This window comes from Legionella nautarum (genome assembly GCF_001467895.1).
Lineage (GTDB): Bacteria > Pseudomonadota > Gammaproteobacteria > Legionellales > Legionellaceae > Tatlockia > Tatlockia nautarum.
The window spans coordinates 497,022-521,843 of sequence record NZ_LNYO01000013.1 but is presented as its reverse complement, the minus strand read 5'-3'; the positions used below and the strand labels follow the sequence as shown (position 1 = coordinate 521,843).

The following is a 24,822-nucleotide window of genomic DNA, read 5'->3' as shown; positions in this document are numbered from 1 at the left end:
ATAGCTCACTAAGACTTAGCTTGTCGCTTGACTAGCCTTACTACAACCTAAGTATAGTGCAATATTTGATACTCAAAAGGAGACTTTGACCTCTTATATTTTGATAAAAATTTTCTTGCGATAAAGAATTGAAAGAATAAACAACCAAAAAAGCGTATAACTTAGAGCATAGAGTAAAGAAGCATTTTCCGGTGATGCCCAATCGAAAAGCGTATTAGTAATTGCCATTTTTAACGTTTCAGATAGACCATCTGCACGATGAACAATAATCATTGCCTGTATTTTGAGGAACAGAATATGTAAAAAATAAACTGCCAGAGCATTGGCGCCAAAGATTTCAAAAGGCTTAGACCAGGTCTTCCACCCTTTAATATCAATCAACCCATAGCAAAACGCCAATATCACCAGCGCCCAGCCCCCAGTCCATAATACATAGGAACTCGTCCATAAAGTTTTATTAATTGGAAACCAGATGCCCCAATACCAACCAAGTATTAATAGAACAAAACCACTAACCCACAAACCTTCCAATTTTTTTCGGGGTGCATAACGGGATCGTAACCAATAACCAGTCAAATTTCCTAGCAATGCTGTAGCAATGGCCGGAAGAGTACTTAAAAGCCCTTCTGGATCATAAAACTTCCCATATAAATGGGCTGGAGAGAAAATCAAGCGGTCAACATAAGCAGCAAAATTACCTTCTATGGTTAAATTATCAGCACCATATCCCGGTACTTTAGCAAGAATCAGGATTAACCAATAGACTACGAGCAACAAGGCCATAATCAATGCTTGTGTTTCCATTCTTGTCGTTAAAAATAACAAAGAGCCCACAAAATAGCAGATGGCAATTCGCTGCAAGACACCATAAATACGTAAGGTAGAAAAATGAAAATAAGGAAGCGCATTAAGCAATAAACCTATAAAAAAAATAAGCAGACTGCGTTTTAAAATTTTTACAAACAGTTGTTGCGAGGATAAATGATCCAACTCACTCGCCTTTGACAAACTAAAAACCGAAGCAACGCCAACAATAAAAATAAACCAAGGAAACACAAGATCAGCTAAAGTACAACCATTCCATGAGGAATGTTCGAGCCAAGCATAAGCCGTACGATTTCCAGGACTATTAACTAAAATCATTAAAGCAATCGTCATGCCGCGGAAAACATCAAGTGATAATAATCGAGAAAATTTATTTTCTTGAGTAGTTTTGGTCGAAAAGCTCATGCGGTTCCTACATACCATTTATGGGTTTCTGTTCTCGGCAGAGCAGTCACTCCATGCGCATCAATAAAGGCCACAATTGCCCATCTGGCGAAGGGTTTTCCGATACGTGTTTCATCAAGCTGAATTACATCATGCCAGCCGGCTGAAAATTTATTATTATCGATAATTTGCTTGTAATTTGAGGAAAGCATAAAAATAGCGTGCTTCTGTTTATGTTTTACAATCCTTAAATTATCTGGAGAAGAGCCTATTCTTAAACCAGGACAACTTTCAGCGACAGCCAAAGTGCAGGATCCAGCATCAAAATGTGGTTTTGCAAGGTATTTCCCTGATTCTGACCATTCATATTTTAAAAAACGCAAAAGAATATGTACATTTTCGGTAGCAAAAACTTTGTCTACAATCCCAGAAAATTGTTTTTCAAACAGTTGCAAAATGGCATACACCGTTTCATACACTAAGTCCCAAATGGGTTTTGCCTTTAACATAAAATCACTAACGACCGGATTTTTCTCAAGGAATTGTTCATATTTTTTAAATAAGGCAGGATGAAAATGAAAAAAATCTTTGGAGTCGTTGTAAATATGATCTTCTGCATGCCGCTGTTTAAATCCTACATCTCCTCTACGATGCTGAGGGGCAATTGTAAAATCAATATGACGCTTAATTTCCTCAGGCTCTTCTAAAAATTTGAAAAAAGATTCAATAGCCTGTTGTAAGAGTTCTGAGGAAATGGGAAATGGAACTTGTACATAGTTTTGCTGTTGTAAGTGTTGAAAAATTACCTCACTCATTAAAACCATAATTCTCTCTTCCCTTGCTTTGCCAGGAGGTATATCAAATCGCTACATACTAACGATAAATATATCAATGAGCAATCAATTACTCCATCTGCCCCTTGATACTCTTTAATCCGTGAATGGGTATATCAATATGATAGATATAATGTTGGATGATTTGTTTAGCTTGCTCAGTAGTGAGGGGTTTCGTCAGTGCACCTTCCATGCTGTAGTCATCACAATCATATTTGACAATATCTGCTTGATAACCAGTCAATGCAATAATAGGTACATGATATTCCGTACCCTGCTCCAATTGACGTATTTTTTTAGATACTACATAGCCTGAAGTATCTTCTAAGCCGATATCCATAAACACGAGGTCATATTTTCCTGGTTCAAATAATAGGGCTGCTTTATCACCCGAATCAGCGACATCAACATGGCAATCAAGCTGCATTAATAAAGCTTGCGCCGCTTTTTGAGCAATTGAATTATCTTCTACCATGAGTACCCTGGGCGGCTTTTTATCAGGAGAATTCTCTATATTCTCTGGAGTGGGCGTTACAGTAATTGGTTTTTCGTTATATGTTTGCAATTGGTTTTTGACTTTTATTAGCTGCTCTTTCATCCGTTTTATTTCGGTGATATCCGTCAAGATGCATACTAGGCCGATGACTTCTTCATTTTTATCAAATAAAGGAATTCTTGTGGACTGATAATAAACAATGTCACTATTTTTATTAACAACTGGAGATTCTTGTACATCATAGCTTGGCTCTTTAGATAACAAAGTATTGATATCATCACGCTTAAGCATTTCACTTCGTTCTGCTGACCAATTAGCGTGTGAAGTGAGTTTTTTGTACGGCCTGCTGCCGATAATTTCTTCATTGGGGTCCATGCCAAGTAAACTGCGGAAATTACGATTACAGCCTATCAAAGAACAATTTTTATCTAATAGGTAGACTATATTTGGCATACAATCAATCACATCAAGATAAAATTGATTCATATCTATAGCGTTTTCTGGGCTCTTAGACTTAATTGAGCGCGACATGCTTCTTCTCCAAAGGAAGTACTTTAATGAAGTATAGTACATTCATTAATACAAGTGACGCAGTTAACCACTTGAAATTTAGAATTAAATTCTGATAATTACCAATTTAAAAATAACTTTGTAATAAGCGATTTTAATTTTTTATTTAATCTCTTATTAGTCTTAATGATCAATTAATAAACAGAATGCATACTTGATTTGTTAAATGACTTTCTATAACATGAAAGCAGATTTTGCTAAAAAAGGGTCATAGTATGGAAATTATGGCTTTGTAAAGGTAGGTCAACCTAATTTTTATTGCAGATGGAGATGTTTATGTCCCAAGACGGAGTTTCGGCCTTAATAGCCGAAGAAGCACAGCATTCTGTATCGAGCTGGCAAAAACAAGACACTATTTGGATGTTAAGCTTGTATGGAACAGCTATCGGTGCAGGTACTTTATTTCTACCTATTAATGCCGGATTACATGGCATTTGGCCTTTGATCATTATGGCCATCCTCGCCTTTCCTATGACTTATTTTTCCCATCAAGCCTTATGTCGCTTTGTACTCTCTGGTTCTGCAGGACATAATGATATTACCGAAGTGGTTGAAGAACATTTCGGAAGCATCGCAGGAAAAGTGCTTACTGTTCTTTATTTCTTTGCTATTTATCCGATTCTACTGATGTACAGCGTCGCTATAACGAATACCACTGACAGTTTTATAGTCCATCAATTAGGTATAGAAGCCCCGCCACGTGCACTTCTAGCGATTATACTGATTATGGCTTTAATGGCGATTGTACGTTTAGGTCAAGAAATCATTGTAAAATCAATGAGTATCTTGGTATATCCCTTTGTTAGCATTCTAACGATTTTATCAATCTATTTGATTCCACATTGGAATGATTCAATTTTCCAACAAAGTAATTTTGGCCAGGCTTCAGGTGGTAATGGCTTTTTAATGACTTTGTGGCTAATCATTCCTGTCATGGTCTTTTCATTTAACCACTCTCCAATTATTTCTTCTTTTGCTGTTAATCAAAAACGAACTTATAGAGAAAAAGCGGATCAAAAAAGCTCATGGATTCTCAAATATAGTCATATCATGATGGTTGTCACCGTCATGTTTTTTGTATTTAGCTGTGTCCTTAGTTTATCTCCACAAGATCTTGCTTTGGCTAAAAAGCAAAATATTTCAATTTTATCTTATCTCGCCAATCATTTTCATACACCAACTATTGCTTATATTGCCCCAATAATTGCTTTTATCGCTATTGCTAAATCCTTTCTTGGTCATTATCTTGGAGCCAGTGAAGGTCTGCATGGTTTAATCGTTAAATCGTTGCGCTCTCGCGGTAAGACAATAAATAATTTCAAATTATATTCTTTAATTGAGGGATTTATGATCATCAGTTGTTGGGCTGCAGCAACGATTAATCCCAATATTTTAACCATGATTGAGACTTTAGGCGGACCAGTTATTGCAATTATCCTCTTCTTAATGCCGATGTATGCAATCTTAAAAGTGCCAGCGATGAAAAAATTCCGCCAGCCAGTCGCAAATACTTTTATTGCCTTTATAGGCTTAGTTGCTATTTCAGCAATTCTTTATAGCTTAATCGGTTAAAACGCGAAAATATCTAGCTTAGGGCCTCAAATGGCTCCAAGCTAGATAATCAACCAGATACGCCAATTACCACATCAACATCATACAGGGATGACAGGTATCATAGATGACGCAGGAAGCGACTATACTATAGTCAAGTTAATTCTAATTACTTAATCAAAGAGTGAATCTATGAAACGGGATTATGTTCTTTGTGTCTCTGATGAGGGCTACCATCGCGTTGCCTATACCGAATGGGGTAAGGTCAATTCGGAGTCGCCTACTGTAATTTGTGTCCACGGTCTGACACGTAACAGCCGCGATTTTGATGCTCTTGCAGATTATTTAAGTACACAGGGATCTCATGTTTTTTGCCCTGACGTAGTTGGACGCGGGGATAGTAGCTGGCTCAAAAACGCTCATGATTATAACTTTAAGCGTTATATTATAGATCTGAGCAATCTAATCAGTAGGACAGGTGCAAAAGAAATTGATTGGATTGGCACTTCTATGGGAGGATTATTGGGTATTATAATGGCCTCCCTACCGAATACGCCTATTCGTCGCCTAATTCTCAATGATGTAAGTCCTCAAGTTCCCATTCAAACGTTATGGCATATGGCAAAATATGTAGGCAAAGATCCTCAGTTTTCTAGTAAGGAAGAAGCAAAAGAACATTATAAAAAAATTTACGCTGAATTCGGTAATCTTACTGAAAAACAATGGATTAATTTTACTGAACACAGTGTGACAGAACTTTCTCCAGGTGTTTTTATTAGTAAATTTGATCCAAACATTCATGATTTCAAGCTTAGTTGGCAATCGGTCAAAGAATTTTTATATCATCCTCACAGAGCACTTGAAGGCATTCTTTTTGACATTGATTTATGGGATTTTTGGCAAAAAATTACCTGCCCTGTTTTAGTCATTCGCGGCAGTCGCTCTACTTTACTTCTCCCTGAGCATATAAAAAAAATGAAACGAATGCACCCGGAAGTTGAGGTGTTTGAAGTAGAAGATGCCGGACATGCACCGGCCTTGCTTGAGCTGGATCAGCATAAGAAAATTCGCTCTTGGCTAAATGGAAAAAAGATAAGTGATTTACATTAATCACCTGTCTTCCTTCGTCCTTTGGTATATTATTTATAAAAGCATGACTATGCTTAATATATAGGTCTTATTTCTTAACTAATGGAAATTAAGACAAATGGCTCAGAGGATAGTTAATGAAACTATTATTCCTTGGTGTTTCAGCTGCCTTTAGTGTAGGTGACAACAACTTTCAATCGAATATGTTGATTGAAAGCGATTCTGGTTACAAATTGCTTATCGATTGTGGAAGTGATGCCAGGCATTCGCTGTTTGCTGAGGGATACACTTTTAGTGATATCGATGCAGTTTATATCAGTCATTTACATAGTGATCATTGCGGCGGGCTCGAATGGCTAGGTTTTTCTAAGAATTTCATTGACGGTCAAAAAACCAAACTTTTAATAAGTTACGATCAGGCAGATAGATTATGGAACAATGTATTGAGTGGCGGCATGTGCTCAATTGAAGATAAACAAGCTAATCTAGCTTCATTCTTTAATGTTAAAACAATTCATAACCGGTTTATCTGGGAGAATTATCGTTTTCAATTGGTTAAAACAATTCACTCCATTTCAAATGGAGAAATCATGCCTAGTTATGGATTATTAATCACCACTAAGTCTCAAAAGATATTTCTTTCAACCGATACCCGCTTCTCTCCCGACTCCTTACAACCGATATATGACCGAGCAGATATCATTTTTCATGATTGTGAAACTTCTGAGAAATGGAGTGGTCAACATGCCCATTACAAAGAGCTAAAGACCCTCGATAGCAAAACTCGAGGAAAGATGTGGCTCTATGACTATAATTGCGGCCCACTACCCGATGCTAAAAAAGACGGGTTTCGAGGCTTTCTAGTTCGCGGGCAAAGTTTTAACTTTAATTAGAATAATGAAGGAGCAAGAGCGAATTATCATGGTTTTTCACCAAGCTTCTGGTATCATGAATCAATAATTTTTTTATCATATAAAACAATTAGTTAATCCTTTAAGTGGAAAAAAGGAGTTGCACTTAATCTCAATTAGTGTAAAATTTGCCCAGTTATGAAAAGAAAATTACTATTACTTACATTTATTCCTCTGCTTACACTACTTGGCGTTTTCTCGTGGTGGTATTGGTCTAAACAACCAAAAGCAGTCCAATTAAAACAGCGATCATTTGCTCAATTGCCTGGCTGGAAAACAACGAAGGTAAGGAAATCTTTACAGACCTTTCAAATTTCCTGCAAAGCATTTTTAAATCAAGATCCAGAGCAACGCGTAGGTAGTCAGCATATCGCTTTAAAAGCGAAAGATTGGCAACCCGCTTGCCGTGCTGCATTAGCAATAAATCCAATTACGGAAACAGCCGCAAGAAAATTTTTCCAAAAATGGTTTACTCCTGTTGAATTTAACGATAACCAACCTGTTCGAGGTTTGTTTACTGGTTATTATATGGCGGAATTACATGGCAGCCGCACCAAAAGCAAAGAATATAATGTGCCTATTTATGGTATGCCAACAAACCTCGTGTCGATTAATTTAGGGCTTTTTGATCCTTCTCTAAAAAATCGTCGAATGGTTGGCAGAGTAGAGGGTAACCAGATCCTTCCTTATTATACCCGAGCTGAAATAAATAATGGGGCAATTAATCAAAAAGCACCTGTGTTGCTATGGGTAAATAGTGATATTGATAGACTCTTTTTAGAAATACAAGGTTCAGGTACGGTCGTGCTTGATGATGGTTCACGTGTCCATCTTGGGTATGCGGCAGAAAACGGTGCCCCCTATACTTCTGTTGCACGTATTCTTATTGATCAGGGTGTCATGACTAGAGATAATGCTTCTATGCAGCATATTAAGCGTTACCTTGAAGCAAATCCTGATCAGATGCATAAGGTCTTAAATAAAAATAAATCCTTCGTTTTCTTCCATTATCTTAAAGATGATTCTGCACTAGGTTCTCAAGGTGTTGCCTTAACACCAGGTTACTCCTTAGCAATTGATAAAAAATGGATTCCTATGGGAGCTCCTTTGTGGCTCAATACCACAAGACCAGCGGAAATTAATCCTGATCAAGACAAAGCATTCCAACGATTAATGATCGCCCAGGATACTGGAGGAGCTATTAAAGGTTTAGTACGCGGGGATGTCTTTTGGGGTGGTGGAGAAAAAGCAACTTTCATCGCAGGTCATATGAAAAACCCGGGACATTATTGGCTATTATTACCTAACCATACTGTTGAAAGATTGAAGAAAGAGTTTACTTAAAAATAGACCTGATAGGTTGAACCAAGATAAGTTTTCCTTATTTACCTGCTTCCGTTGGACTAAGGTATCCCCACGAAATGAGTATCTAAGGCATTTGTATTCATTTTATTCCGTTCGGGCTGAGGAGCAGGCATGACGCACGCCTCGAAGCCTGTCCTGAGGCTCTCGAAAGGCCTGTCCTGAGGCCCTCTCGAAGGGGGGCCTTTTGCGACACTTCGAGACGGCGCTGCGCGCTTCCTCAGTGCGAACGGGATAAACAAAACGATCAATGAACTAAATAGTCTATTTAATTTCCTGGGGATACCTTGGAGTCCAAACAGGCAAATCCCAATAATTCAAGAAAACTCCCATACCACAGCCTTAGAATAATACTCACTCTTATCAAAATAATGAATTTTATAGCCGACTGCATGGTCAATTTCTAGGGTGGAAGTACCCTTTTTGAGTTGATAACAGGTTGCTGGCGAGCACTCTATTTTAATGTCATTTTTAGCAAGAGTATAATCTCCATGGACATGGCCTGTAATAATCAATTTGACTTTGGTGTTAGAAATTATTTCCCACAACTCTTCACGATTATTCAAAATATACTTATCAATTAATGGCGTATTAACAGGAGTGGGATGATGATGCATGATTAGCGCAACGTTTTTATGACAAAGCTTCAGTTTTTTTTCTAATTCCTTTAACTCATCTTGGCTAAGATAGCCGTTTTCAGAACCTTCAAGTTTTGAATTGATAAATAAAAAGATCCAATCGTTTAACTCTAAAAATTTTCCTCGTTTAAATGAAGCTAGTTGGCTAAAAACCTCTGTCATAAGCTTTTCGTTATCGTGATTACCTGAAATCCAAAAAACAGGTTTTTCACAGTGCTTAAATGATTCTACTAAATATTGATAGGAATCCGCTGTCTCATCCTGGGACAGATCGCCAGTTAATAAAATGAAATCTGTATCTTTAATTTCTTGATTAAAGACCGCTCTCATTACCTCATTAAAATTTTTATTAGGATTGATACCAAATAAACAAGGGTTTGTAGAAAAAAGATGCATATCTGTAATTTGTAAGATTTTTAGCTTTTCTTTTGTAGAAAAATCGTTTTCCATATTAGTTTGACTCGACAAAACATAAAAACCGCATACTAATATGAATTACTTAAAACATCCATTGCTGTTCATCCGAGCCTGATGGTTCAGTATTTTCTATTATACTTTCTACTCCAGCTGCTAAAGATGACTCAGCTATTGAGCCATTTTTAGCACTAGATCCTATAATGGTAGTATCTGTTGATTGTTGTAACGCTTCTGGCAAACTAATGAAGTGATATCCATTCTTTTTAAACAAGGCAATCACATCCCTCATACAATAGCTATTCAGTAAATTGGAATGAATTAGCAAAATCTCTTTTACGGGGCGATTCTTATTTTTAGCAATTCTGTCTGCTTTCTGGATCTGGCTGTTAAGATAAGATAGATACTGTTGCTTAATGCGATCTAGATTTCTTGCACGAACCTTCGAAGACATCGTATATAATTTAGCATTAAAAACAAAATCCTTACTATCGATAGTTACTGGCGCCACAACATAATTATTAGCAGTCAGATAATCTTGAACCAGCGTCCTTTTCTCCCCTCTACCCTCAGCCAAGAAAGGATAGCGAAAATATTTTGGTGATGACATAAGTGGCGATAAAATTTTATCTGCCTTATCAACGTTAGCGATGTATTTTTTATAATTCATTGCGTTTAAATTGGCATGATCATAAGTATGATTACCTATAATAAACCCTGCTTGTTGGAAACGTTCTAATAATTCCCACTGACCATTTTCAATATTCCCTGCAATAACAAAGCCGGTGGCAGGAATGTTATTATCAAGAAGGGCTTGGAAAATATTCCAAATTTGCTCTTCCTCGCGTTTTAATATTTTGGGATCATTACCAGCAAAACCGACAAAAGGTAAATCATCAACAGTGATAGCAACTTCTTTTTCAAAAGCAAACGCAGAGTTAACCAGAGTAAATCCAAAGAAAACAAGACTTAAAATGAATTTTTTGCTCATTGCCTATCCCTCATTACCATTTAATTGAATACCTATTGATTGCATAATTTATACCAGATAAAATGAGGGATTTTCATTTAAAACATTAGGTTAGATATTGGTCATAGAGAATTTTTTTAGATCATGCTCATCTGCATAGAGCTGAATTACAACCACTTTGTTGAAAGTTAAACCAGGGTTTGTTTAGGTCTGCCCGCACAATTTTGCCAGAGCTAAGGCTCAAGAAACTCTAACCACTGCTGACTCCATAATTGAAAAAGAAAATGCTGATTAGGTTTTGTATGAATAAAAGGAGTCAACTCATGGCTAGTTAATACTCGCGAATTGGCAACTAATTTTACTAGATCCTTAGAAACCTGGTTGACGTTCCAGACACTGCCATTAATATACAAAGAAATAAAAGGCTCCTCCTGCTGTTCTTGGTAAGCAAAACGGCAGACTGGGTTACGAATAAGTTTTTGACAATGAAGCAGTTCATTGATGAAATCGCTGAAATCTCTGTCCTCTTCAGTAATATCTGGTAATAAAGTTTGCGCTTGCTGGTCTAAATCGGTAACAAAACAACCAAACCAAGACTTAAACAAACTGTCATCCTCGAGAATTTGCTGCATTAAATCCCTTGCATTTTGCCAGGCTTGTTGAGGTAATTCTGAAGTTCCTGTGATATTTGACCAGTTGGGATCGCGGTAATAGCTAGCTTGTCCTTTCTCCGCTAGATATTCAGCAAAACTATCCCATAACTCACGTCCTTCATAACTACGATAACCAAAGGAATAGGTCATGCATTCCCCAGATTTAGCGATTCCGTAATGGCCAACATGAGGTGGAAGATAAAGCATATCGCCTTCCTCAAGGATATATTCTTCCTCTATCTGGAACTCCTTCATTATACGCAATTCAACATTGGCTAAGTAATTATTTTCATGGCAATGCTTAGTTGTTAATGACCATTTACGCCGTCCCTTAGCCTGGTATAGAAATACATCATAATTATCATAATGCGGACCTACACTACCCTCATCTGCCGCATAACTGATCATGACATCATCAATTCGCCATTGAGGAATAAAATTAAAATAGTCGAGCATGGCACTCACCTCTGGTACAAAACGATCTACTCCCTGTACAAGCAAGGTCCAATGACTTGAGGGTAATTTTTTAAAATCTTTCGCTAAAAAAGGCCCTCGTTTTAAATGCCAATACGGCGCTTTATCGGGAGTTTCAAAAACAATGCGGCTTTCTACTTCCTCTTCCATAGCTAAACCTGCCAATTCGTCAGGAACGATTACATTGACAAAGCCAGGCAAAGCATTGCGAATAACGAGAGGTTTTTTTTGCCAATAATGGGATAAAAAAGTTTCTTGATTAAGATCTGCAAAATGAACCATTGCTTGGATTTCCTCGTAAGCAAAGTGGAGAATAATACGCGATCTGGGAAAATTAATGTAGGTTGAACGTAGGCCTATAGCAGTCAACCCAAGCTTTATTTGGCTAATAAATATACGTTCGGACTCTTAAGTATCCCCACGAAATTGGGTACTAAGGAATTTGTATTCATTTTATGCCGTTCAGCCCGAGGAGCAGGCATAGTGTGCGTCTCGAAGCCTGTCCTGAGGTTCTCGAAGGGGGCTTGTACTTCAAGCTGCGCCCTGAGGTTCTCGAAGGAGGCATTTTGCGAGACAGCGCTACGCGCTTCCTCAGTGCGAACGGAATAAACTAAAAAAAATCAATGAACTAAATAGTCTATTTAATTTCGTGGGATATCTCAGAGTCCGAACGGAGCGATATAAAATACGTGGAACCAAATGTGGCTAAATATAAATCACCTGTCTATAATTTTAAGCATGCGGGGGAGAACAAGGAAGCTCTATGTATAATAACAAGATGAAAAAAACTACTTATTCCGCTTTTATCTTATTCATTTCATTATTTTTTTGGGGGACTCTTGCTTTTCCTCAAGCCAATGAAACTCCCTCATCAACAATAATTACAGCAAAAAATACTGAATTAGCTTATTTTCGTGTTTATCGTCTTAAACCAGGTTGGTGGTATGGGCCTCAGCCTAGAGCAAACACTTGGGGTGGGCCTGTTTGCACTAGACGATGTATTGTTAACCAATACGGCACTGTTCTAGGTTGTAAAACCGGTTGCTACTAGATGCTGCATTCGGTTGATAAAGAAAAAAGGCTTTCCCAGTGAGCCTTTTCACTGCTACATCCCCGTTTCCAAAAATTCGGAAGTAGTTGCGCATATAATTTAGAGGGTGCAGCTGGTTGCTTAGATGAATCTGTTCTAAGTTGCATTTCATCTAAATTTGTTGCTTCTGTAGTAATTAACCCTAAATTTTGATCTATTTCATTTAACTCGCAAGAAGTTGGTATTTCCATACTACTCAGAATTTCTTCAGTTGTCTCTGGTATTTCTAGAGTTGAAGATTCAGCATCATCTGTTTGCTCCATAGCTAAGTTTTGATGCTGCTCTCTTATAGCTAACTCACGGAGAGTAGCTAAGTTATTATCAAAATATTTTTCTTCACTGGTTCTATATTTGGCTATAAGATGAGTAGGGATAGGTGAGAGCGGAACTTGCTGCTCACAGCGAATTTCCCCTAAAATCTTGTCTTTTTTTTCCTCTGAACTAAATCCCTCATTGTTTCCAGTTTCTCTCCTAATCTGCTGTACAAGAGTGTTGGTAGTATCCCGTGCCTGTTCTATGGCAGAGTTTAAGGCAGTCAAATCTCTTGACCATATAAAAATCGGGGTAAAATCCTGAGGTGCTTTATTGTTCTTAATCTTATCGCGAAGGGCTTTAAAATTTAATGAAGGATCAGTTAGGTTGCATAATTTATTAAAAATTTCTTGGCAAACCACTGGCGTTTCAATACTAAGTTTCTGCTCTGTGTCGATTTGCATTAATAGGGTGATTACCAAAAAATAACCCTCATAGGACCTATGCTTTAGAAGAATTTCCGCTGTGGTTATCCATCGACGAAAAGCATTAATTTGTGAATCTCTATTCCTATGTTGACTAATATCAGTCTTAATTAAAAATGCTAATTTATCTCTCGTTTCATGAAAATTTTGCAAGACAAAGCTCGCCTTTTCTTTATTAGCAAAACCCTCTGGCTTCTCAAAATCAGAAGAATTAAGCTTTTTAAAGGCATCTTTTAAATAGTAGTTGATGAGTTGTGCATGATCCGATGCAATTTTTGCTTCAATATGAGCGTAAAACATCCGATTTTTTTGCTTTTTTACAATTGCTTTTTGTATGCGAGGCTCGGTAATTTGCTCATCCCAAAAGGTGGAAGCTGTTGATTCTTTTAGGAAAGTTTGATTTTGTTTAAACCAAGTAAGGAAATCGAGAGCCATGTTATAACCTTATTGTTCATCATTATTACAATACTCAATAAAATTTTTCCTTTAGTCAAGCAAAATAATCGATCAAGCCATTCTTTACTTTCATTTCCAAAGGTTGCTCTTCAAACAGCTCACTATTAGCTTGTTTTTTTTCTATTGAATGCTCATATTGCCGAGATTGTGGATTCTGTCGCTGATGATGGGATTCGATGCTTACTTGAGTCAAATTTAATCCTTGTTCAGCCATCATTTCTCGTAACCGTGGTATTGCATTTTCAATGATCTCATGGACCTGAGATCGATGAAGGGTAATATTGACTGATGCATCCTCTTGTTTAACGTTAATATTGATTTCAATCGGACCTAATTCTTGTGGATTTAATTTAATAATTGCCGTCTTAATGTTTTGCTGTCCTAGCCAAACAATCTGTTGATTAAAGTGCTCACTCCAGTCAGGATGCTCCAAATGTTGAGGCAACTCTATCGTTTTTGCTGTTATTAGCTGCTGCTCCTCTAAAGCAAATTTAGGATTGTTTTGTAGGGGAAAAGCGGGATCGTTTGTTAGCTTATTTTCAATCTCTGGTTCTAATTCCTTATCGCTTTGCCCAAAATCGCCTAATAATTCTATTTTTGGCGTTACAGGACTTTCATTACTGTTAAAAATAGCTTGAACTTGAGTATTTTCAACTTTTTCCGGGTTCTCGTTTGGTTTAACTATCTCCGATTTGCTGGTGATTTTTTGAGTTAAATTATGCGAAATTGCTTGTGCAATTTGATTCTGAAAAGAGCTATCCTGCACTAACTCCGGCATCTTTAGCGCTAATAAATTTTCATTGACCTTAGGCAGAGCTTCAAATTGACATTCTGATTCTTGCTCAATTTTATTTTGCTCATCAATTTCCGCAATTTCATTAGCATTTTTTATAATTTCTTGAGAAACAGAAGATTCTTTATTATCAAGCGTCGTTGGAAGCAAAATATGCTCCAAATTTTTATCGGTCTGATTTAATTCTTGTCTCATTTTTTCAGATGGCGGTATGAAGAAATCAGCATCAAACCAAGCCAATTGGCTATTATTAATTGTTAATGATTCATCTTGATTTTTATCGACTAGCGGATAAGCGCTTTCCTCTTCTGAACTCTCCTTTTTAGGAAGCTCCGGATTAGTCATTAGGGTCACCGCAGGATCTATAACCCCTCTATTTTTATCTTCAATATCAATAAGTTGATCGTCTTCTTTTACAGCTAAACTTTGCTCACTCGGAGTCAAATCAACCTCAGCAAAAAAATGTTCTATGAGTGCTAAAAAAGCAGAACCTTCAGCTTCACCATTATCAATTTGCTCTTCTGAACTCAAGGTGTCCATTGACATTGGCTGAGAAAATAAAAGTTGAATTAAATTCATCATCCCTAAGAAAACTCCTTATTAATTCACTTCACTAACTCAAAGGAAAAGTCTAAGCAAAATACATACCAACTTAACTCATTCATAATATTTTGTTAATAATTATTTCCTGCTCGTAAAGATTAACAATTGATTCTTTTGGCCTCGGTTTGAACATGATAGTCTCAGCGCAATTAAAACTATTGCGAGAGAAAACTATGACCTTTTTCTTTAAGTCAACTCCCCACTATACTCAAAAACAGGCTGAAGATACTTTAGCAGAGGCAAAAAGGATAATCGCAGAAAAGTATGATGAGGAAAACAGTAGAACACTATTAGACTTAATTAGCGCTAGAGAGCTCGCTTTCCAGACGCAAATTGTCTCACAAAAAGTAGCCTCTCCTAATGCATCAAGGAACAGCAATAGGCAGGCCACTGAAAAAGCTCAGCAACCCTATGTTGATAGTTTTTATGTTTTTGCTAAAACTTTAAAGGATTACTTCGAAGCGCCACAGACCATGCCAAATCCATTAAGCGTTTACACTAACTCTCCCTATTATTGTTATGTAGGTGCGGATCCAGACCATTCCTATAGTTCTGCAGATAGCAAATCAAAAGCAACCTTTTACGCAGGTGTTCTGGTAACGCTATTAGGGCTGTTCCTTATTCCAGTCAATTTACCTGCAGCACTAATCACCATCGGCGTTGGTATAACCATGCTAGCCCCTAGCGCCTATTACTCTGCCGTAATCACGCGTCCTAATGAAAACGCAGTTTACGCAGAAGAAGAGAAATTGTTTACTGCAGCTAAAGCATTAGTTGCAACAGATTCCGTGGCTGCTAACGAAGATGGTGATCATAGAGAAAGTGCAAGCCTGCAATAGAGATCAACGGCTTTCTGAAAAAAACGAGCAAAGCTGTCTTTGACCCATGAAAACTTCATTTATTTGAGCTATCATAACTCTTTTGAACTCAATGGAGTCGGTATATGAAAGTGGGTCAAGACAGTCTCTCAACTGAATGCCAATTACAAGTTGATGGTAAAAATTACCATTACTATAGTCTCAAGGAAGTAGAGAAAAAACATTTCAAGGGCATCAATCGCTTACCCTATTCACTTAAAGTCCTTTTAGAAAACTTATTGCGTTTTGAAGACGGCAGTACAGTTACCACGGAGGACATTAAAGCAGTCGCTGACTGGCTTAACACAAAAACTTCTCAGCATGAAATTGCTTATCGCCCTGCTCGCGTATTAATGCAAGACTTTACAGGGGTGCCTGCAGTGGTCGATTTAGCAGCAATGCGCGCAGCACTTGAAAAAATGGGCGGGAAGGCAGAAAAAATTTCGCCCCTTTCACCCGTCGATTTAGTTATTGATCACTCCGTAATGGTTGATAAATTCGCTACCCCGGATGCACTTAAAGTCAATACCGAAATTGAATTAGAACGTAACATCGAGCGCTATGAATTTTTACGTTGGGGACAAAAAGCCTTTGCTAATTTCCAAGTAGTGCCGCCAGGAACAGGGATTTGCCATCAGGTCAACTTAGAGTATTTAGGTAAAACGGTCTGGTCTAATCAGCAAAATGGAACCCTCTATGCCTACCCTGATACACTGGTAGGCACTGACTCACACACAACAATGATCAACGGTCTAGGTGTTCTAGGCTGGGGCGTTGGTGGTATCGAAGCAGAAGCAGCCATGCTTGGCCAACCGGTTTCCATGTTAATTCCTGAAGTAGTTGGTTTTAAACTGACTGGCAAAATGAAAGAAGGGATTACCGCAACCGACTTAGTGTTAACCGTCACACAAATGTTGCGTAAAAAGGGAGTTGTGGGTAAATTTGTTGAGTTCTACGGCCCAGGACTTGCTGAACTTCCACTAGCTGATCGCGCAACCATTTCAAATATGGCCCCAGAATACGGTGCAACCTGCGGCTTTTTCCCTGTCGATAAAGAAACTTTACATTATATGGAATTGACAGGCCGCGATGCACACACGATTGCCCTAGTTGAAGCTTATACAAAAGAACAAGGTTTATGGTATGACTCTCAAGCAGAAGAACCTGTATTTACCGATACTCTAACACTCGACTTGTCCACAGTTGAACCCTCCCTTGCAGGACCCAAACGCCCTCAAGACAAAGTTAACTTACATACCCTCTCGCAAGAATTTACTCACTTTATGCAAGAGGTAAACAAAATCGATGAAATGGATAAAACCTTTTCTGTAAACAATGAATCTTACGAACTGCAGCACGGAGCTGTGGTTATCGCCGCAATCACTAGTTGCACCAACACCTCCAATCCAAGTGTTTTAATGGCAGCGGGTTTAGTTGCTAAAAAAGCAGTGGAAAAAGGATTAAAGCGTAAACCTTGGGTTAAATCCTCACTAGCTCCCGGTTCAAAAGTAGTGACTGATTATTTAAAACATGCTGGATTACAAACTTATTTAGATCAGCTAGGCTTTAATTTAGTGGGTTATGGATGCACCACCTGCATCGGCAACTCTGGTCCATTGCCTGACCCGATTGCTCACAGCGTCAATGATAACGATCTGGTTGTTTGCTCTGTGCTTTCAGGTAACCGTAACTTTGAGGGACGTGTACATCCCCAAGTCCGTGCTAATTGGTTAGCTTCTCCCCCACTTGTTGTGGCGTTTGCGTTAGTAGGAACTGTTCGAGTTGATTTAACAAAAGAACCGCTTGGAAAAGGCGCTGATGGCAAAGATATTTATCTGAAGGATATTTGGCCAAGCAACGAGGAAATTGCTAGTGAAGTAGCCAAAGTCAAGGGCTCTATGTTCCGTAAAGAATATGCTGAAGTCTTCCTCGGCGATAGCCATTGGCAAGGCATAAAAACAAGCAGTAGTTCGACTTATAATTGGAATGCCGATTCTACTTATATTCAACACCCACCCTACTTTGAAAATCTGTCTATCAAACCACAGAGTATACAACCGGTGACTAAAGCTTATGTTTTAGCCCTTTTAGGCGATTCCATTACGACCGATCATATCTCACCAGCAGGTTCTATTAAAGCAAACTCCCCTGCTGGCTTGTATCTTAAATCCAAAGGGGTTGCTGAAGCTGACTTTAACTCCTACGGCTCAAGACGCGGTAATCATGAAGTAATGATGAGAGGAACTTTTGCCAATATTCGTATTCGTAATGAAATGACTCCTGATATCGAAGGCGGAGTAACTCGTCACATTCCAACTGGTAAAGTAATGTCAATTTATGACGCATCAATGCTTTACCAAAAGGAAAATCATCAGCTCGTTGTTATTGCTGGTAAAGAATATGGAACGGGTTCCTCTCGTGATTGGGCTGCTAAAGGCACAAACCTCTTAGGCGTTAAAGCTGTCATTACTGAGAGCTTTGAGCGTATTCATCGTTCTAATCTGATTGGTATGGGTGTATTACCTTTACAGTTTCAAGAAGGAACTACTCGAAAAACCTTAAATTTAGATGGCAGTGAGCAAATAAGCATCGCTGTGGATGATTCTCTAAAACCAGGTGCCAAGCTAAACCTTAGCATTCTTCGTTCCAATGGCAAGGAAGATAAAATCCAGGTAATTTGTCGTATCGATACAGCAGATGAGCTGGAATATTATCGCCATGGCGGGATTTTACAGTATGTATTACGTAATTTGCTGTAGAGAATTAATGTTGAGTCAAGGCCCAACCTAGATCTGCAGGGATCCACTACGACAGTTTTTATAAAAATGTCATCCTTTTGCAGATCTTGTTTTCGTGCCTACCTACCGCGACTTGTTCGCGGTATCCATGCGATCTCATTTCATTTTGCTAATCCATTGATTGATTTTATTCAGCTAAACTGCTAAATTTTGCCGCTTGATAAATTAATAACTTAGATGCATGGTTCTCACTTATCTATCACCAATTTTATCATTGGTAACCCTCTCATTAATAAGGACTAGTTTGCATGCATCCCTCTAAAAAAGTATTGTCAGTCTTTTCATTGGTTATGATCAATGTCATTGCTGTTGATAGTCTGCGAACTTTACCAATTAGCGCAAAGCTGGGTCTCCCTCTAATTTCTTATTATCTGATTGCTGCGCTAACCTTTTTTATACCCATTGCGCTAGTCGCTGCTGAATTAGCGACTGCTTTTCCCAATACGGGCGGCCTCTATGTCTGGGTACGTGAAGCTTTTGGCCGACGTGCTGGATTTATTACCATCTGGTTACAATGGATTTATAATGTGGTGTGGTACCCTACTATTTTAGCGTTTATTGCAGCGACGCTTTCTTATCTATTTGCACCACAGCTTGCTAACGATAAATTTTATTTACTGACTACCATCCTTGGGCTATTTTGGCTTTTTACCTTCCTCAATTGTTTTGGAATGAGGGTCTCAAGTATTGTGAGTATTATTGGCGCCAGCTTAGGCACCATCTTACCGATGCTCTTAATCAGCATCTTAGGAGCTATCTGGCTTTTTCAAGGAAAACCTCTTCCTGCTGATCTGTCCAGATCTTGGGTACCTGATTTTAATTCTATTGGTAACTTATCGCTTTTCGCCGCAGTTCTATTTGGTCTACTCGGCATGGAAATGTCAGCCGTGCACGCTGAGGAAGTTAAAAATCCACAAAGAGATTACCCTCGTGCCATTTTATACTCAACGATCCTTATTTTTTCTACCTTGGTTTTAGGTTCATTAGCCATTGTCCTTGTTGTACCCAACAAGGACTTAAGCGTTGTCTCAGGCTTAATTGATGCCTACGCTATATTTTTTAATAGCTACCATCTTCCTTGGATGACTAAGCTCATTGCCATTTTAATTATTCTCGGTGGTGTCAGCGGTGTTTCTGCATGGATTATTGGCCCAACAAAAGGGTTATTGGTTGCTGCACGCGATGGTTCGCTGCCCGAATGTTTCGCTAGAGTTAATCGCCACGGCGCACCCGTTGCCATCTTAATCACCCAGGGTATAATCTTCACGCTTTTAAGTTCAGTTTTTATCCTGCTTGATTCAATTAATGCTGCCTATTGGCTTTTAAGTGACCTATGCGCACAAATGGCTCTATTAGTTTATGTTTTCATGTTTTCTGCAGCGATAAAATTACGCTACAGCCAGCCTAATACACCTCGAAGCTATACCATTCCCGGAGGAAAGCCAGTGATGTGGCTAGTTGCTGGGCTAGGCATTCTTTGCTGCCTTTCTGCAATGTTTATTGGTTTTGTTCCACCAACTCAAATTCCAGTAGGGAACCTGTTCTTTTTTGAAAGCTTTTTGATTGGTGGATTATTGCTCTTTGTTGTTCTTCCATGGCTTTTTGCTAAAAAGCATGAAGAAATGTTTGATCGTGAACATGGGATTGTTTCAGAGGAGTTTGATATTCACGGTAGTCAATAAACTCATTCAGCTCCCCTGATTTTGATTTATTGTTTAAATTTAAGGAAAGATCATGCGCCAACTAAATATTAGGGTACAAGCAGAAAACCTTGATGCCAGTCATGAATTAGCAGAGTTATTCGAATCAAATCTAGAAAATTTTTTGCGCAGCTATCCCAAATATCGACATTATCAGCTCCATTTAATCCCTCAAGAGCCGAGTCAATTTCATCATGACAGCCGCTCCACAACCAGTCCCTATTATCCGCAGCAGCCAGCCTTTAATCTTAATCTGAGTTACAGCTTTGCAAACAACTCTCCCTCAAATGAGTTAAGTGATCTTAATAACCTTGAAGAGTTTGCTCAGTCCTACGAGCAATTTGTCCGTCATTGTTTAGGAAGCTCTGCAGATTACATGGATAGAGTTTCTGAATCTGGTCTCCGTGCTATTCGTCATCATCAAAGTGAACTGAACCGCTTTATAAAAAGAGAAAAAGACAAATGGAGCAATCAACAATACCAGAACCCTCATTCAACTTATGGTTACCCGCGTAGGGCTGTTCTTTTCAGACCTCAATATGATGATTATCATCAAAGAAAAGCTAGGGCTGAATTTGGAACGGCAATTGCGTTGTCATTGCTCAGCATACCTATTTTTTTTATAGAACCGATTACCGCTAGCTTTCTTCTTTTAGCAGCAGCTCTTTTTCTTGCGGCTGGTTTACTTGAAAAGGCACAGGCTAATCAATCTGAGGTCACCATTATTATTTAGCAATTTTTTCACTCACTTTATTTATCTAAGGAAAAACTATGCGTATAAATCTCGTTTTATCAGGCTCTTCTAAAACGAAAAGAATTGCACTTAAAGAATTACTCACCGCTCATCCGCTACCTGATGGAGAACATGAACTACACATTACTACAGCAAGTGTATTCATTCCACCACGAGATCGCCCTCTTGTTAGTATTAAAGACGCTGAGATTGAGTTTCACTATTATTTTGAGGAAAGGATAGAGGATGAAAGGAAAGAGCTCAATGACTATGTTGCTTCACACACTGCGCATATTCAAGAGCAGATAACATCTAATGAACAATTTCAGTCCAGTGAATTACTAGCCGGTATGTGGCATACGCTAACAGATGGTTTTAAAAACCATCTCGTTCCATCTGCCAAAGTATTCGCTGGGGGGGTACAATCCCATTTGAATGGCACAAATACTCTGTTTACTAAACATCAATACAATAAGCTAGCTAAAGCAGAGTTCGTATTAGGAGCCACTGCAGGTGTAGCCTGTATAATCTTGGGTTTTGTCACACCAACTATTGCCGCTATTATGGCTATTGCAGCTATTTTATTTATTGCAGCAGCTATCTACCATAAAACCTTAGCTAACGGAATGGAGCCAGAGCCAGATGCTCCTTCTTTCCAGTAATAATTAGCCAATTGGGTGTCAGTAAATGCCCAGCTATCCTGGGCATTTATGTAATAAAGGGGATGAAGCTATTATGCATTTACTGCATCGGCTTAGCTTGACTAAAATTTCCAAATTTATTGGCAATAACCGCTTGTGCAAAAATATCCTTAGTATGCGCAAAACCCACTACGACTAAGCAGCAGAATGTAACAGCAAGGATAATTTTAAATAGGCTTGATCGATCCATGGTGCCCTCTTCCCTATTTTTAAAATTATTAAATTCTTTAAAGCATAGGCAAGGAAAAGAGATTCTGCAAAGTTAAGAAAATAGTTTTTTATGCCCCTCGGGGAACTAAAAAATAGGTAGAAACTTCACCCATTCCTTTTAATACCATTTTTTTCCTAGGTAGAAATTTGTACTCGTCCTTCATGCGCTCATAAACCATTTCAGAACAATGGATATAGCCCGGGCTACCCATACTTTCAAGTCGAGAAGCAATGTTCACCGTTTCACCCCATAGATCATAAGTAAACTTATGAGTACCAATTACTCCCGCAACAACCGGCCCCACATGTAAACCCATGCGAACATGTAATTGAATATCCGCATTAAATTCTTTAGTAATTAGTTCCATCATTTGAAACCCCGCTTCTATGCAGCATTTTAAATGATTTTCTTTAAACTCAGGAACGCCTCCGGCCACCATGTAAGCGTCTCCCATTGTTTTAATCTTTTCTAAACCATGTCTCACTGAAATTGCATCGAACTGAGAAAAGACATAACTCAGTATTTCAACCAATCGTTCTGGGCTCATCTGTGCCGCAAGAGAGGTAAAATCGACTATATCAACAAATAATATTGAAACGTCTTCATAACGGTTAGCAATATTTGTTTCCTGTGCTTTTAATCGTTTAGCAATACTTAAAGGTAAGATATTCAATAATAATCGTTCGGACTTGTCTTGCTCTTCTTCAATTGTTCTTTCATAACGACGACTTACTTTCAAAGCCGCATAGGAAGCAGGTAGGGCAATTAAAAATCCCAGTAATATGAAAATTAAGATGGTAATTCGCTGTAATTTAGCTATTTCTCTGTTTAAGCGTTTTAAATTTTCATGAGAGAAAACACGAAAATCAGTGGAAGGAACGAGAAAAGAATTGAAAATCTCTACGCGGCCAGTAGGCATTTTGAGCATGCCTCCCTGGGCTAATTTCTTTTCTTTCATGGCAGTAGACCATTTCATGGTTTTATGATCATTAATCGGTAAAAAATCTGCATCAAGCTCGCCGGCATTTCTTCCCACAACATTTCTATCGGGATGGGCAAGAAACACGCCCGTATTTTCATTCACTAAATAAAGATAGCCGCGATACATTTCCGTATTATTGAGCGAATGTTGAAAGGCATCGATAACCTTTTCTTTCGGCTCGCCTTCTTCAATTAATTTGGATATGAAGCGACCAAACATTTCTGCTTCATGCTGATGAACCATGGTGCTCATAGAAAGATAGGTTGCACGAATATAATGAAGCAGTAGAGGGGAAAGTATACCCCCTACCAAAACTAAGCTGGAAAAAATGCCAAGGAAAATAAATAAATATAAGTTTGAGCGCCTAATCACTATATGTCCTTTTGCTATCTTCTCCTAACAAAGATGATTTAAGCCCTGTTCAATCAAACCAGCGTTGTTACAGATTCTAATCTTCCTGCCTCGGTAGCAATGAAGTTTAATTTTTTCTTTTTGCAGTAATTTTAAAATCAACTTTCACATCATCTTTTATTTGATCAGTACTCGACCACTCCCCTTGCCCAACACCAAAGGCCTCTCGTTTCAATATGGTATTACCAATGACTACCCCAGTATCGGCAGAAGGTTGCTCTGTAGTAAAGGTCAAAGTGACTGGTACTGTTTTATCACGAATTGTGAGATTTCCGATAGCCTGATAACTGTTGTCCCCTGTTTTATTAAAATCAGTGGACTTAAACTCCGCTTTTGGAAACATTTTCACATCAAACCAATCCGCTGTAAGCAGCGTATTTTTAACATCAGCATAATCGGTAGAAATCGAATTCATATCAATGACAATATGTACCGAGCTCGCTTTATAATTAGCAGGATCAACAAAAATTTCTCCTGTAAAAGTCTTAAATTGACCAGTAACCGGCGCACCATTTTGAGTGGCAGTAAAAGAAAGACTGCTTTGATTCGGCTCGATTTGCCATTCTGGTGGTGCAGCTCGCCCTAGGAGTGGTACGAGTATAAATAGCAAACAGACTAATCCCTTATTGGCATTTATTTTCATGGCCTAAGTCTCCTTTAACCCTTTTTATGATTTGTATGCTTCGGCACCAATTTGAATTTTAACTTCATCCCCAACATCAGGTATCAAGGTTTTCATTCCAAAATCAGAGCGTTTAAGGGTAGTCGTCGCAGTAAAACCGACTGTCATTTTGTCAGTAATTGGACTTTTACCCACTTTATTCAGAGTCACATTCAAAGTAACTGGTTTGGTCACTCCACGTAGAGTTAACATACCCTCGACTTTTGCTTTCGTTTTGCTCAGCACATCGACTTTGTTAGAAACAAAAGTCGCTGTAGGGTATTTTGCAGTGTCGAAAAAAAGCGGTCCTTGCAAATGCTTATCAAGCTCCGGTATACCTGTGATTACATTAGATACTTTAATAGTCGCTTCGACCTTGCTGTTTTGTGGTTGATCCTGATCTAAAGTGACGGTCCCAGTGACATACCACTTACCGACTTGTGTTGAAAATCCCAGATGCTCAATTTCCCACAAAACATAACTATGTTGTGGATCAAGAGTTAAGGTTTCAACTGCAGCATGCAGAAAAGAGACTGGTAGAATGAATAATAATGCTATCAAAAAACGCGCTATAGTCCTAATCATGTAGTACTCCATGTAAGTATATGAATTTTAAAAGGCTAAACTAAGATTTCTTTTCTGTTCCCGCAGTTAAACTGCCCCCTACTAGTTTTTCACATAAACCTGCAGGAACGAACACAAAAGCATCAGCTTGATTGTCTTTTGTTGAAGAGCCGGCACAAGAAGCAGTTGCAGTAGCACAATCATTCATACCTGCTTTAACTACTCCGTAGCATTTTACCGAATTCTGTGCTCCCTGATTTTGAGCATTTGTATCAGCGACGACTTGAGTAGCTGCCATCGCGAGAAAAGCGCTTACAGCAGCTTTGATTATTTTATCCCTATTCTTCATGATAAT

The 24,822-nt window shown here is 38.4% G+C and carries 23 protein-coding genes; 10 read left to right on the top strand and 13 right to left on the bottom strand.

The window, feature by feature from the left end:
• Nucleotides 1–93: 93 nt before the first annotated feature.
• The 3 genes from Lnau_RS05730 to Lnau_RS05720 all read right to left on the bottom strand — a co-directional run bounded on the left by Lnau_RS05730 (nucleotide 94) and on the right by Lnau_RS05720 (nucleotide 3,069).
• On the bottom strand, nucleotides 94–1,230 hold the full coding sequence (locus tag Lnau_RS05730; RefSeq protein ID WP_058504181.1) for an acyltransferase family protein: 1,137 nt from the start codon (nucleotides 1,228–1,230) through the stop codon (nucleotides 94–96).
• Nucleotides 1,227–2,033: a hypothetical protein gene (locus tag Lnau_RS05725; protein ID WP_058504180.1), complete on the bottom strand. Its 807-nt coding sequence runs from the start codon at nucleotides 2,031–2,033 to the stop codon at nucleotides 1,227–1,229. The genes Lnau_RS05730 and Lnau_RS05725 overlap by 4 nt, the downstream gene beginning before the upstream one ends.
• A 79-nt stretch (nucleotides 2,034–2,112) precedes the next feature.
• A complete protein-coding gene (locus tag Lnau_RS05720; protein ID WP_058504179.1) occupies nucleotides 2,113–3,069 on the bottom strand; it encodes a response regulator in 957 nt (318 codons plus the stop codon).
• 315 nt (nucleotides 3,070–3,384) lie between these two features.
• Here Lnau_RS05720 and Lnau_RS05715 point away from each other — a divergent pair, with 315 nt between their 5' ends.
• The 4 genes from Lnau_RS05715 (at nucleotide 3,385) to mltA (ending at nucleotide 8,003) form a co-directional block, all read left to right on the top strand.
• Nucleotides 3,385–4,680: a serine/threonine transporter gene (locus tag Lnau_RS05715; RefSeq protein WP_058504178.1), complete on the top strand. Its 1,296-nt coding sequence runs from the start codon at nucleotides 3,385–3,387 to the stop codon at nucleotides 4,678–4,680.
• 171 nt (nucleotides 4,681–4,851) lie between these two features.
• Nucleotides 4,852–5,769 carry an alpha/beta fold hydrolase gene (locus Lnau_RS05710; protein WP_058504177.1) on the top strand — a complete coding sequence of 306 codons (918 nt, stop codon included), beginning with the start codon at nucleotides 4,852–4,854 and terminating at the stop codon, nucleotides 5,767–5,769.
• Between the two features lie 116 nt (nucleotides 5,770–5,885).
• Nucleotides 5,886–6,641, top strand: a complete 756-nt coding sequence (locus Lnau_RS05705; protein ID WP_058504176.1) for an MBL fold metallo-hydrolase — start codon at nucleotides 5,886–5,888, stop codon at nucleotides 6,639–6,641.
• Between the two features lie 156 nt (nucleotides 6,642–6,797).
• Nucleotides 6,798–8,003, top strand: coding sequence for a murein transglycosylase A (gene mltA / locus Lnau_RS05700; protein ID WP_058504175.1), 1,206 nt, complete (start codon nucleotides 6,798–6,800; stop codon nucleotides 8,001–8,003).
• Between the two features lie 335 nt (nucleotides 8,004–8,338).
• Here the strand turns inward: mltA and Lnau_RS05695 are convergent, their stop codons facing one another.
• The 3 genes from Lnau_RS05695 to Lnau_RS05685 all read right to left on the bottom strand — a co-directional run bounded on the left by Lnau_RS05695 (nucleotide 8,339) and on the right by Lnau_RS05685 (nucleotide 11,452).
• On the bottom strand, nucleotides 8,339–9,109 hold the full coding sequence (locus Lnau_RS05695) for a metallophosphoesterase (protein WP_058504174.1): 771 nt from the start codon (nucleotides 9,107–9,109) through the stop codon (nucleotides 8,339–8,341).
• A gap of 49 nt (nucleotides 9,110–9,158) precedes the next feature.
• On the bottom strand, nucleotides 9,159–10,064 hold the full coding sequence (locus tag Lnau_RS05690) for a polysaccharide deacetylase family protein (RefSeq protein WP_065240249.1): 906 nt from the start codon (nucleotides 10,062–10,064) through the stop codon (nucleotides 9,159–9,161).
• A 212-nt stretch (nucleotides 10,065–10,276) separates the two neighbouring features.
• Nucleotides 10,277–11,452 carry a JmjC domain-containing protein gene (locus tag Lnau_RS05685; RefSeq protein ID WP_058504173.1) on the bottom strand — a complete coding sequence of 392 codons (1,176 nt, stop codon included), beginning with the start codon at nucleotides 11,450–11,452 and terminating at the stop codon, nucleotides 10,277–10,279.
• Between the two features lie 481 nt (nucleotides 11,453–11,933).
• Here Lnau_RS05685 and Lnau_RS05680 point away from each other — a divergent pair, with 481 nt between their 5' ends.
• A complete protein-coding gene (locus Lnau_RS05680; protein WP_058504172.1) occupies nucleotides 11,934–12,221 on the top strand; it encodes a hypothetical protein in 288 nt (95 codons plus the stop codon).
• On the opposite strand, the gene Lnau_RS05675 is transcribed toward Lnau_RS05680, so the two are convergent.
• Nucleotides 12,218–13,432 (bottom strand): RasGEF domain-containing protein, encoded by a 1,215-nt coding sequence (locus tag Lnau_RS05675; protein ID WP_058504171.1) that lies wholly within the window; start codon nucleotides 13,430–13,432, stop codon nucleotides 12,218–12,220. The genes Lnau_RS05680 and Lnau_RS05675 overlap by 4 nt on opposite strands.
• Before the next feature lie 55 nt (nucleotides 13,433–13,487).
• Entirely contained in the window at nucleotides 13,488–14,828 is a 1,341-nt protein-coding gene (locus tag Lnau_RS05670; protein ID WP_058504170.1) for a flagellar hook-length control protein FliK, read from the bottom strand.
• A 152-nt stretch (nucleotides 14,829–14,980) separates the two neighbouring features.
• On the opposite strand from Lnau_RS05670, the gene Lnau_RS05665 reads away from it, so the two are divergent.
• The 5 genes from Lnau_RS05665 to Lnau_RS05645 all read left to right on the top strand — a co-directional run bounded on the left by Lnau_RS05665 (nucleotide 14,981) and on the right by Lnau_RS05645 (nucleotide 21,599).
• The gene (locus tag Lnau_RS05665) at nucleotides 14,981–15,688 is read left to right on the top strand and encodes a hypothetical protein (RefSeq protein ID WP_058504169.1); all 708 of its coding nucleotides are present in this window, start codon (nucleotides 14,981–14,983) and stop codon (nucleotides 15,686–15,688) included.
• A 104-nt stretch (nucleotides 15,689–15,792) separates the two neighbouring features.
• Nucleotides 15,793–18,465: an aconitate hydratase AcnA gene (gene acnA, locus Lnau_RS05660; protein WP_058504168.1), complete on the top strand. Its 2,673-nt coding sequence runs from the start codon at nucleotides 15,793–15,795 to the stop codon at nucleotides 18,463–18,465.
• A 287-nt stretch (nucleotides 18,466–18,752) separates the two neighbouring features.
• On the top strand, nucleotides 18,753–20,186 hold the full coding sequence (locus Lnau_RS05655; protein WP_058504167.1) for an APC family permease: 1,434 nt from the start codon (nucleotides 18,753–18,755) through the stop codon (nucleotides 20,184–20,186).
• Nucleotides 20,187–20,238: 52 nt separating this feature from the next.
• Entirely contained in the window at nucleotides 20,239–20,937 is a 699-nt protein-coding gene (locus Lnau_RS05650) for a hypothetical protein (protein WP_058504166.1), read from the top strand.
• A gap of 38 nt (nucleotides 20,938–20,975) precedes the next feature.
• Entirely contained in the window at nucleotides 20,976–21,599 is a 624-nt protein-coding gene (locus Lnau_RS05645) for a hypothetical protein (RefSeq protein ID WP_058504165.1), read from the top strand.
• A 79-nt stretch (nucleotides 21,600–21,678) separates the two neighbouring features.
• Here the strand turns inward: Lnau_RS05645 and Lnau_RS16355 are convergent, their stop codons facing one another.
• The 5 genes from Lnau_RS16355 to Lnau_RS05625 all read right to left on the bottom strand — a co-directional run bounded on the left by Lnau_RS16355 (nucleotide 21,679) and on the right by Lnau_RS05625 (nucleotide 24,816).
• The gene (locus Lnau_RS16355; protein ID WP_157070632.1) at nucleotides 21,679–21,828 is read right to left on the bottom strand and encodes a hypothetical protein; all 150 of its coding nucleotides are present in this window, start codon (nucleotides 21,826–21,828) and stop codon (nucleotides 21,679–21,681) included.
• A gap of 88 nt (nucleotides 21,829–21,916) precedes the next feature.
• On the bottom strand, nucleotides 21,917–23,203 hold the full coding sequence (locus Lnau_RS05640; protein WP_058504164.1) for an adenylate/guanylate cyclase domain-containing protein: 1,287 nt from the start codon (nucleotides 23,201–23,203) through the stop codon (nucleotides 21,917–21,919).
• A gap of 106 nt (nucleotides 23,204–23,309) precedes the next feature.
• On the bottom strand, nucleotides 23,310–23,885 hold the full coding sequence (locus tag Lnau_RS05635) for a YceI family protein (protein ID WP_058504163.1): 576 nt from the start codon (nucleotides 23,883–23,885) through the stop codon (nucleotides 23,310–23,312).
• A gap of 24 nt (nucleotides 23,886–23,909) precedes the next feature.
• Complete coding sequence (locus tag Lnau_RS05630; RefSeq protein ID WP_058504162.1) at nucleotides 23,910–24,488, bottom strand: YceI family protein; 579 nt, start codon at nucleotides 24,486–24,488, stop codon at nucleotides 23,910–23,912.
• A gap of 40 nt (nucleotides 24,489–24,528) precedes the next feature.
• Nucleotides 24,529–24,816, bottom strand: coding sequence for a BufA1 family periplasmic bufferin-type metallophore (locus Lnau_RS05625; RefSeq protein WP_058504161.1), 288 nt, complete (start codon nucleotides 24,814–24,816; stop codon nucleotides 24,529–24,531).
• Between the last annotated feature and the right edge of the window lie 6 nt (nucleotides 24,817–24,822).

Bases quoted from the DNA above. Each gene is read 5' to 3' on its own strand.
- Lnau_RS05730 (WP_058504181.1), bottom strand. From the start codon at position 1,230: ATGAGCTTTTCGACCAAAACTACTCAAGAAAATAAATTTTCTCGATTA.
- Lnau_RS05725 (WP_058504180.1), bottom strand. From the start codon at position 2,033: ATGGTTTTAATGAGTGAGGTAATTTTTCAACACTTACAACAGCAAAAC.
- Lnau_RS05720 (WP_058504179.1), bottom strand. From the start codon at position 3,069: ATGTCGCGCTCAATTAAGTCTAAGAGCCCAGAAAACGCTATAGATATG.
- Lnau_RS05715 (WP_058504178.1), top strand. From the start codon at position 3,385: ATGTCCCAAGACGGAGTTTCGGCCTTAATAGCCGAAGAAGCACAGCAT.
- Lnau_RS05710 (WP_058504177.1), top strand. From the start codon at position 4,852: ATGAAACGGGATTATGTTCTTTGTGTCTCTGATGAGGGCTACCATCGC.
- Lnau_RS05705 (WP_058504176.1), top strand. From the start codon at position 5,886: ATGAAACTATTATTCCTTGGTGTTTCAGCTGCCTTTAGTGTAGGTGAC.
- mltA (WP_058504175.1), top strand. From the start codon at position 6,798: ATGAAAAGAAAATTACTATTACTTACATTTATTCCTCTGCTTACACTA.
- Lnau_RS05695 (WP_058504174.1), bottom strand. From the start codon at position 9,109: ATGGAAAACGATTTTTCTACAAAAGAAAAGCTAAAAATCTTACAAATT.
- Lnau_RS05690 (WP_065240249.1), bottom strand. From the start codon at position 10,064: ATGAGCAAAAAATTCATTTTAAGTCTTGTTTTCTTTGGATTTACTCTG.
- Lnau_RS05685 (WP_058504173.1), bottom strand. From the start codon at position 11,452: ATGGTTCATTTTGCAGATCTTAATCAAGAAACTTTTTTATCCCATTAT.
- Lnau_RS05680 (WP_058504172.1), top strand. From the start codon at position 11,934: ATGTATAATAACAAGATGAAAAAAACTACTTATTCCGCTTTTATCTTA.
- Lnau_RS05675 (WP_058504171.1), bottom strand. From the start codon at position 13,432: ATGGCTCTCGATTTCCTTACTTGGTTTAAACAAAATCAAACTTTCCTA.
- Lnau_RS05670 (WP_058504170.1), bottom strand. From the start codon at position 14,828: ATGATGAATTTAATTCAACTTTTATTTTCTCAGCCAATGTCAATGGAC.
- Lnau_RS05665 (WP_058504169.1), top strand. From the start codon at position 14,981: ATGATAGTCTCAGCGCAATTAAAACTATTGCGAGAGAAAACTATGACC.
- acnA (WP_058504168.1), top strand. From the start codon at position 15,793: ATGAAAGTGGGTCAAGACAGTCTCTCAACTGAATGCCAATTACAAGTT.
- Lnau_RS05655 (WP_058504167.1), top strand. From the start codon at position 18,753: ATGCATCCCTCTAAAAAAGTATTGTCAGTCTTTTCATTGGTTATGATC.
- Lnau_RS05650 (WP_058504166.1), top strand. From the start codon at position 20,239: ATGCGCCAACTAAATATTAGGGTACAAGCAGAAAACCTTGATGCCAGT.
- Lnau_RS05645 (WP_058504165.1), top strand. From the start codon at position 20,976: ATGCGTATAAATCTCGTTTTATCAGGCTCTTCTAAAACGAAAAGAATT.
- Lnau_RS16355 (WP_157070632.1), bottom strand. From the start codon at position 21,828: ATGGATCGATCAAGCCTATTTAAAATTATCCTTGCTGTTACATTCTGC.
- Lnau_RS05635 (WP_058504163.1), bottom strand. From the start codon at position 23,885: ATGAAAATAAATGCCAATAAGGGATTAGTCTGTTTGCTATTTATACTC.
- Lnau_RS05630 (WP_058504162.1), bottom strand. From the start codon at position 24,488: ATGATTAGGACTATAGCGCGTTTTTTGATAGCATTATTATTCATTCTA.
- Lnau_RS05625 (WP_058504161.1), bottom strand. From the start codon at position 24,816: ATGAAGAATAGGGATAAAATAATCAAAGCTGCTGTAAGCGCTTTTCTC.